The organism is Flavobacterium sp., from assembly GCF_046317795.1.
Lineage (GTDB): Bacteria > Bacteroidota > Bacteroidia > Flavobacteriales > Flavobacteriaceae > Flavobacterium.
This window is the reverse complement of sequence record NZ_JBKCVI010000082.1, coordinates 1-5,943: the sequence shown is the minus strand read 5'-3', so window position 1 is coordinate 5,943 and position 5,943 is coordinate 1. Positions and strand designations below refer to the sequence as shown.

Sequence of the window (5,943 nt, the reverse complement as noted above, 5' to 3'; positions counted from 1 at the left end):
CGTAGAAGGCACCGCCGAAATGAAAGTGAATTATGCACTCGATGCTAGCGAAGTGGCAAAAAAATACACCCTAAGCTGCCAAGCCGTACCCACGTCAAAAAAGATTGTAGTCGATTTTGGTGCTTAATTAGGATTTATGCCGATGAATATATGTAGCAAATCCCGCTATCCGCTATATCTTTTGCTTCGTTTTGAGAACGAGTCAAAAGGATGCCGCTACTACCTGCCTGCCTGCCGGTAGGTCGGGGCTAAAAAAAGTAATAATACAATATAACTCAACACTAAATAGAAGAGTATGTCAGAAAAGAAATTAATAAATTTAGAAGAACAATTCGATGCCCGCATCGCACGCGACGAAAAAATTGAGCCCAAAGATTGGATGCCCGAAAAATACCGTCAAACACACATTCGTCAAATATCGCAACACGCACATTCCGAAATTGTAGGCATGCTGCCCGAAGGAAACTGGATAACACGCGCTCCTACGTTAAGAAGAAAAGTAGCATTATTAGCCAAAATCCAAGATGAAGCGGGTCACGGTTTGTACTTATACAGCGCTTGCGAAACCCTTGGCATTTCACGCGAGGAATTGTATGATCAACTGCATTCAGGTAAAGCGAAATATTCTAGCATATTCAATTATCCAACATTAACTTGGGCCGATATGGGCGCGATTGGTTGGTTGGTGGATGGCGCCGCAATTATCAATCAGGTGCCTTTGTGCGCAACCTCTTTCGGACCTTATGCCCGTGCCATGGTTCGTGTATGCAAAGAAGAAAGTTTTCATCAACGTCAAGGGTTTCAAATTATGATGACACTGGCCGAAGGAACTCCAGAACAAAAAGCAATGGCACAAGACGCATTGAATCGTTGGTGGTTTCCGTCCTTAATGATGTTGGGACCAACAGATGCTGCTTCCGTTCACACCGAACAATCCATGAAATGGAAATTAAAGCGCAAAACCAATGACGAACTCCGTCAGCAATTTGTAGATCAAACCGTACCTCAAGCCGACATGATTGGCTTAACCATTCCAGATCCAACCTTGAAATGGAACGAAGAAACCAAACATTACGAATTTGGTGATTTAGATTGGGATGAATTTTGGCAAGTAGTAAATGGACATGGCCCGTGCAATAAAGAACGAATCTCAGCACGCAAAAATGCTTGGGATAAAGGAAAATGGGTGCGTGATGCCGCGATGGCTTACGCCGAAAAACAAACGAATAAGGAAGTAAAGGAAGCAATATAAATTAGTTCACAGTTTCAGTTTTCAGTTTTCAGACTGCCAACTGCGACTGCGACTGAAAACTATAAGAGTATGAAAAATTGGCCACTTTGGGAAGTATTTATTAGAAGTAAAAACGGATTAGAACACCGTCACTGCGGTTCACTACATGCTAGTGATGCCACTATGGCTCTGGAAAATGCCCGCGATGTATACACTCGTAGAATGGAAGGCGTAAGTATTTGGGTAGTTCCATCGGCGCAAATTACAGCATCAAATCCTGATGACAGCGCTGAACTTTTCGAACCTGCAAAGGACAAGGCCTACCGCCATCCCACGTTCTATGAACTACCGGATGAATTAAAACACATGTAGAATTTGAAATGAGTTTCACAAAATAACCTTAAGTGTCTTTTATGGTTTAAACTAAATTTTTCTTAATTTCTTAATGTAATAAAAAACAAAAAATGAACAACAATTTAATTCAATACATCTACGGAATTGCTGATAATTCTCTAATTTTAGGACAACGTCTCGGCGAACTTTGCGGTCACGGACCAAGCTTAGAAACCGATATAGCAATGACCAATATTTCTCTCGACTTACTCGGTCAGGTGCGCAGTTATTATCAATATGCAGCCAAATTACAAGGCGGAGATGCAAACGAAGATACTATCGCTTTTTTGCGTTTGGAAAGAGAATACAAAAATGTTCTATTAGTTGAACAACCGAATACCGATTTTGCTTATTCCATCACAAGACAATTTTTGTTTGATATTTTTCACTTGGCGCTATTAGAAGAATTACAAAATAGTAAAGACGAAACTTTGTCTGCCATAGCCAAAAAAAGCATAAAAGAAGTTTTGTATCACACTAGATTTTCTTCCGATTGGATTAGAAGATTAGGCGACGGAACCGAAGAAAGTCATAAAAGAATTCAAACCGCTATCAATGATTTATGGATTTTTACCGATGAATTATTCCATCAAACCGAAGCAGATAAAGCAATAGTAGCCAATGGAATTGGAGTCGATGTTACACTCTTAAAAGCAAATTATTTCAATAAAGTAAACAAAATTTTAGAAGAAGCGACGCTTCAAATGCCAACAATAGAATACTTTCAAAAAGGAGGAAAACAAGGAATTCATAGCGAACATATGGGTTATATTTTAACAGAAATGCAATACATGCAACGTACCTATCCAAATATGAATTGGTAGAAATAAAAAGCTTTGCGCCTTAGCTTCTTTGCGATAAAAAATATTATTATTGCGAACTTAGCGTAAAAATCTTGCACTTTGCGTTTAAACAAATGATAGAAACAACAGAACATATCGACCAAAAACTCTTCGAAATACTAGAAACAGTATCCGATCCAGAAATCCCAGTCTTGTCAATTATGGAAATGGGTGTGGTGCGTTCGGCAAAAATAGTAAAGGGTATAGTTGAGATTGAAATTACCCCAACCTACAGCGGTTGCCCCGCGATGGATGTAATTGGTGACGATATAAAATCAGCATTCAAACAAAAAGGATACGAAACCAAAGTAGATTTAATCCTTTCACCGGCTTGGACCACCGATTGGATTACACCCAAAGGCAGAGCAGCACTAGAACAATACGGAATTGCTTCCCCACTATCAGCAGAGGCAGATGCAGCAGCATTATTGGGAAATAAAAAAGTAGTAAAGTGTCCACAATGCGGATCATTGAATACAAAATTAGTAAGTCAGTTTGGGTCAACAGCCTGCAAAGCATTGTTTCAATGTGAAGATTGTTTGGAGCCATTTGACTACTTTAAATGTTTAAAATAAATTCCCGTGAAAACGGGAATCTTTTGAATTTAATAAGATTTTAAAGAAATGAAAAATTGCAATTTATACTAGACTTTGCGACTCTGTAACTTTGCGAGAAATAGAACCTTAATGAACCTTAATTTCTTAATGGTTAAAAAAAATAAATAAGGTATGAGCAACAAATCAATTGAGTTAAAAATTGAAAATAGCGTGGCGTGGATTTATCTAAATCGTCCCGAAGTTTTCAATAGTTTCAATCGTGAAATGGCGTTTCTTTTACAAGAAACTCTAGATAATTGTGCAAACGATTCAAATGTTCGCGCAATAGTAATCACCGGAAATGGAAAAGCATTTTGCGCCGGACAAGACTTAAAAGAAGTAACCGATCCAGAATTAAATCCAGGTTTTCGTAAAATTCTTGAAGAGCACTACAATCCAATCATCCAAAAAATTAGAAACATCGAAAAACCAATTATTGGTGCAGTAAATGGAGTAGCTGCTGGAGCAGGAGCAAACATCGCTTTAGCTTGTGATATAGTTGTAGCTTCTGAAAATGCATCTTTCATTCAAGCATTCAGTAAAATCGGATTAATTCCAGATAGCGCAGGAACATTCTTTTTGCCAAGACTAATTGGATTCCAAAAAGCATCAGCATTAATGATGTTAGGCGATAAGGTTTCTGCAGTAGAGGCCATAAATATGGGTATGATTTACAAAATTTTCCCTACTGGATTATTCGAAGAAGAAGTAATGACATTGGCAACAACTTTAGCTCAAATGCCAACAAAAGCTATAGGTTTAACCAAAAGATTATTAAATCAATCGATGAATAATAATTTGGAACAACAATTGGCTTTAGAAAGCGATTTACAAATTGAAGCAAGTTCATCATTTGATTATAATGAAGGTGTAACAGCATTCGTAGAAAAAAGAAAACCAGAGTTCAAAGGGAATTGATTAACGATTAACGAATTTTGATTGTTGACCCGAGAGCTATGATCGAACTGGCGAAGGATTTTTGAATTAAAAGTAAGTATATGAAACCAATAAATTTAGAAGATAGATTAATTCAGTTTGCTGTTGATGTAATTATAATGTGTAAGAAAATTGATAAATCTTTTGCTTCTAAACATTTAGCAAAACAACGAATTCGTTCTGCAACTTCTTCTGCTTTAAATTATGGTGAAGCTAGAAGTGGAGAATCAACAAATGATTTTCTTCACAAAATGAAAATTTGTTTAAAGGAATTGAGAGAAAGTTTTATCAATATGAAAATTCAAAAAGGAGCTGAATTGGTTACCGATATTGATTCATTAAATATGTTGTTAAAAGAAAATGATGAGCTAATTTCAATTTTTGTTGCAAGTGTAAAAACGGCTTCTTCAAAAAAATAGATGTGTATTTTAAAATGGACGAAAAAAATCAAAAATCAGCACCCGAGAGCTTTGCTCGAACTGGCGAAGCAATCGTTAATCAGCAATCGTTAATGAAAATCGCAATAATCGGTTCAGGAACAATGGGATGTGGCATCGCACAAGTAGCCGCAACAGCAGGTTGTGAAGTAAAAATTTACGACACCAATCTCGATGTGCTTGCCAAAAGCAAATCCAATCTCGAAAATATGCTGTATAAATTAGTAGAAAAAACTAAAATCGACGAGCACGAAAAATCCAGAATCGAAAATAACATTTCCTATGCACACACATTAGGAGAATTATCACATTCCGATATAGTAATCGAAGCCATAGTTGAAAATCTGGATATCAAGAGAAATTTGTTTTCGGAACTCGAGAATTACGTTTCTCCCGAAACCATTTTAGCAACCAATACTTCATCGTTATCAATCGCTTCTATAGCAGCATCTTGTAAAAAACCAGAGCGCGTTATCGGAATTCATTTTTTCAATCCAGCACCCTTGATGCAATTAGTGGAAATTATTCCAGCCGTGCAGACAAGCGAAGCCACTCTGAAAACTAGCATCCAAACCATAACCAATTGGAAAAAAATTGTTGCAGTTGTAAAAGACACACCCGGATTTATTGTGAATCGTGTGGCTCGACCATATTACAGCGAAAGCTTACGAATATATGAAGAAGGCGTAGCCGATTTTGCTACCATAGACTGGAGTTTAAAAACCATTGGAGGTTTCCGAATGGGACCATTCGAACTTATGGATTTTATAGGAAACGATGTCAATTATGCGGTGACCGAAAGCGTGTTTACAGCATTTTATTTCGATGCGAGATTTAAACCGTCATTCACACAAAAGCGTTTGACAGAAGCAGGTTTTTTTGGTAAAAAATCCGGCAAAGGTTTTTATGATTACAATCAACAAGCGATTACCTCGAGCGCAGTCGAGAGGCCAACTGAAGATTTATTCTTGGCACAAACCATATTCAATCGTGTAATTGTTATGTTAATCAACGAAGCTGCTGATGCTTTGTTTTTAAATATAGCTTCTGCAAAAGACATCGATAATGCCATGACAAAGGGAGTAAATTATCCTAAGGGATTATTGTCTTGGGCAGACGAATTAGGAATACAATGGTGCGTAGAAAAATTAGATAGTTTGTATAACGAATACCACGAAGACCGTTACCGGTGTAGCGTTTTATTGAGAAGAATGGCAAAAGATAAAAAAACTTTTTTCAACTTATGATACCCAAGGAAATTGTAAATAAAATGTTCCAAAACGACTTCTTTAGCCAATGGCTCGGTATCACCGTAGAGTCAATTGAAGAAGGAACATGTACACTCTCTATGACCATTCGAAAAGAAATGCTCAATGGTTTTGCCATCGCACACGGTGGAATTACCTATTCGCTTGCCGATAGCGCTTTGGCTTTTGCTTCTAATTCGCACGGCCGACAATCAGTAAGCATAGACACATCCATTAATCATATCGAAACCTTGAAAGAAG

The 5,943-nt window shown here is 37.4% G+C and carries 8 protein-coding genes and 1 pseudogene; all 9 read left to right on the top strand.

Annotation, left to right across the window (positions count from 1 at the left end):
* Nucleotides 1-127 (top strand): annotated as a pseudogene (locus tag ACK5ON_RS04845) (phenylacetic acid degradation protein); the annotation flags it as partial.
* A 168-nt stretch (nucleotides 128-295) separates the two neighbouring features.
* The gene (gene paaA / locus ACK5ON_RS04840; protein ID WP_409820394.1) at nucleotides 296-1,252 is read left to right on the top strand and encodes a 1,2-phenylacetyl-CoA epoxidase subunit PaaA; all 957 of its coding nucleotides are present in this window, start codon (nucleotides 296-298) and stop codon (nucleotides 1,250-1,252) included.
* 69 nt (nucleotides 1,253-1,321) lie between these two features.
* Nucleotides 1,322-1,603: a 1,2-phenylacetyl-CoA epoxidase subunit PaaB gene (gene paaB, locus ACK5ON_RS04835; protein WP_298120377.1), complete on the top strand. Its 282-nt coding sequence runs from the start codon at nucleotides 1,322-1,324 to the stop codon at nucleotides 1,601-1,603.
* 92 nt (nucleotides 1,604-1,695) lie between these two features.
* Complete coding sequence (paaC, locus tag ACK5ON_RS04830) at nucleotides 1,696-2,448, top strand: 1,2-phenylacetyl-CoA epoxidase subunit PaaC (protein WP_409820391.1); 753 nt, start codon at nucleotides 1,696-1,698, stop codon at nucleotides 2,446-2,448.
* 92 nt (nucleotides 2,449-2,540) lie between these two features.
* Nucleotides 2,541-3,041, top strand: coding sequence for a 1,2-phenylacetyl-CoA epoxidase subunit PaaD (gene paaD / locus ACK5ON_RS04825; protein WP_409820388.1), 501 nt, complete (start codon nucleotides 2,541-2,543; stop codon nucleotides 3,039-3,041).
* A gap of 153 nt (nucleotides 3,042-3,194) precedes the next feature.
* On the top strand, nucleotides 3,195-3,980 hold the full coding sequence (locus ACK5ON_RS04820) for an enoyl-CoA hydratase-related protein (RefSeq protein WP_409820385.1): 786 nt from the start codon (nucleotides 3,195-3,197) through the stop codon (nucleotides 3,978-3,980).
* A gap of 80 nt (nucleotides 3,981-4,060) precedes the next feature.
* Complete coding sequence (locus ACK5ON_RS04815) at nucleotides 4,061-4,417, top strand: four helix bundle protein (protein ID WP_396176055.1); 357 nt, start codon at nucleotides 4,061-4,063, stop codon at nucleotides 4,415-4,417.
* Between the two features lie 92 nt (nucleotides 4,418-4,509).
* The gene (locus tag ACK5ON_RS04810) at nucleotides 4,510-5,682 is read left to right on the top strand and encodes a 3-hydroxyacyl-CoA dehydrogenase NAD-binding domain-containing protein (protein ID WP_409820397.1); all 1,173 of its coding nucleotides are present in this window, start codon (nucleotides 4,510-4,512) and stop codon (nucleotides 5,680-5,682) included.
* Nucleotides 5,679-5,943, top strand: a 265-nt coding sequence (locus ACK5ON_RS04805; RefSeq protein ID WP_409820382.1) for a PaaI family thioesterase, incomplete at its 3' end; no start/stop codon positions are given. The genes ACK5ON_RS04810 and ACK5ON_RS04805, both read left to right, overlap by 4 nt.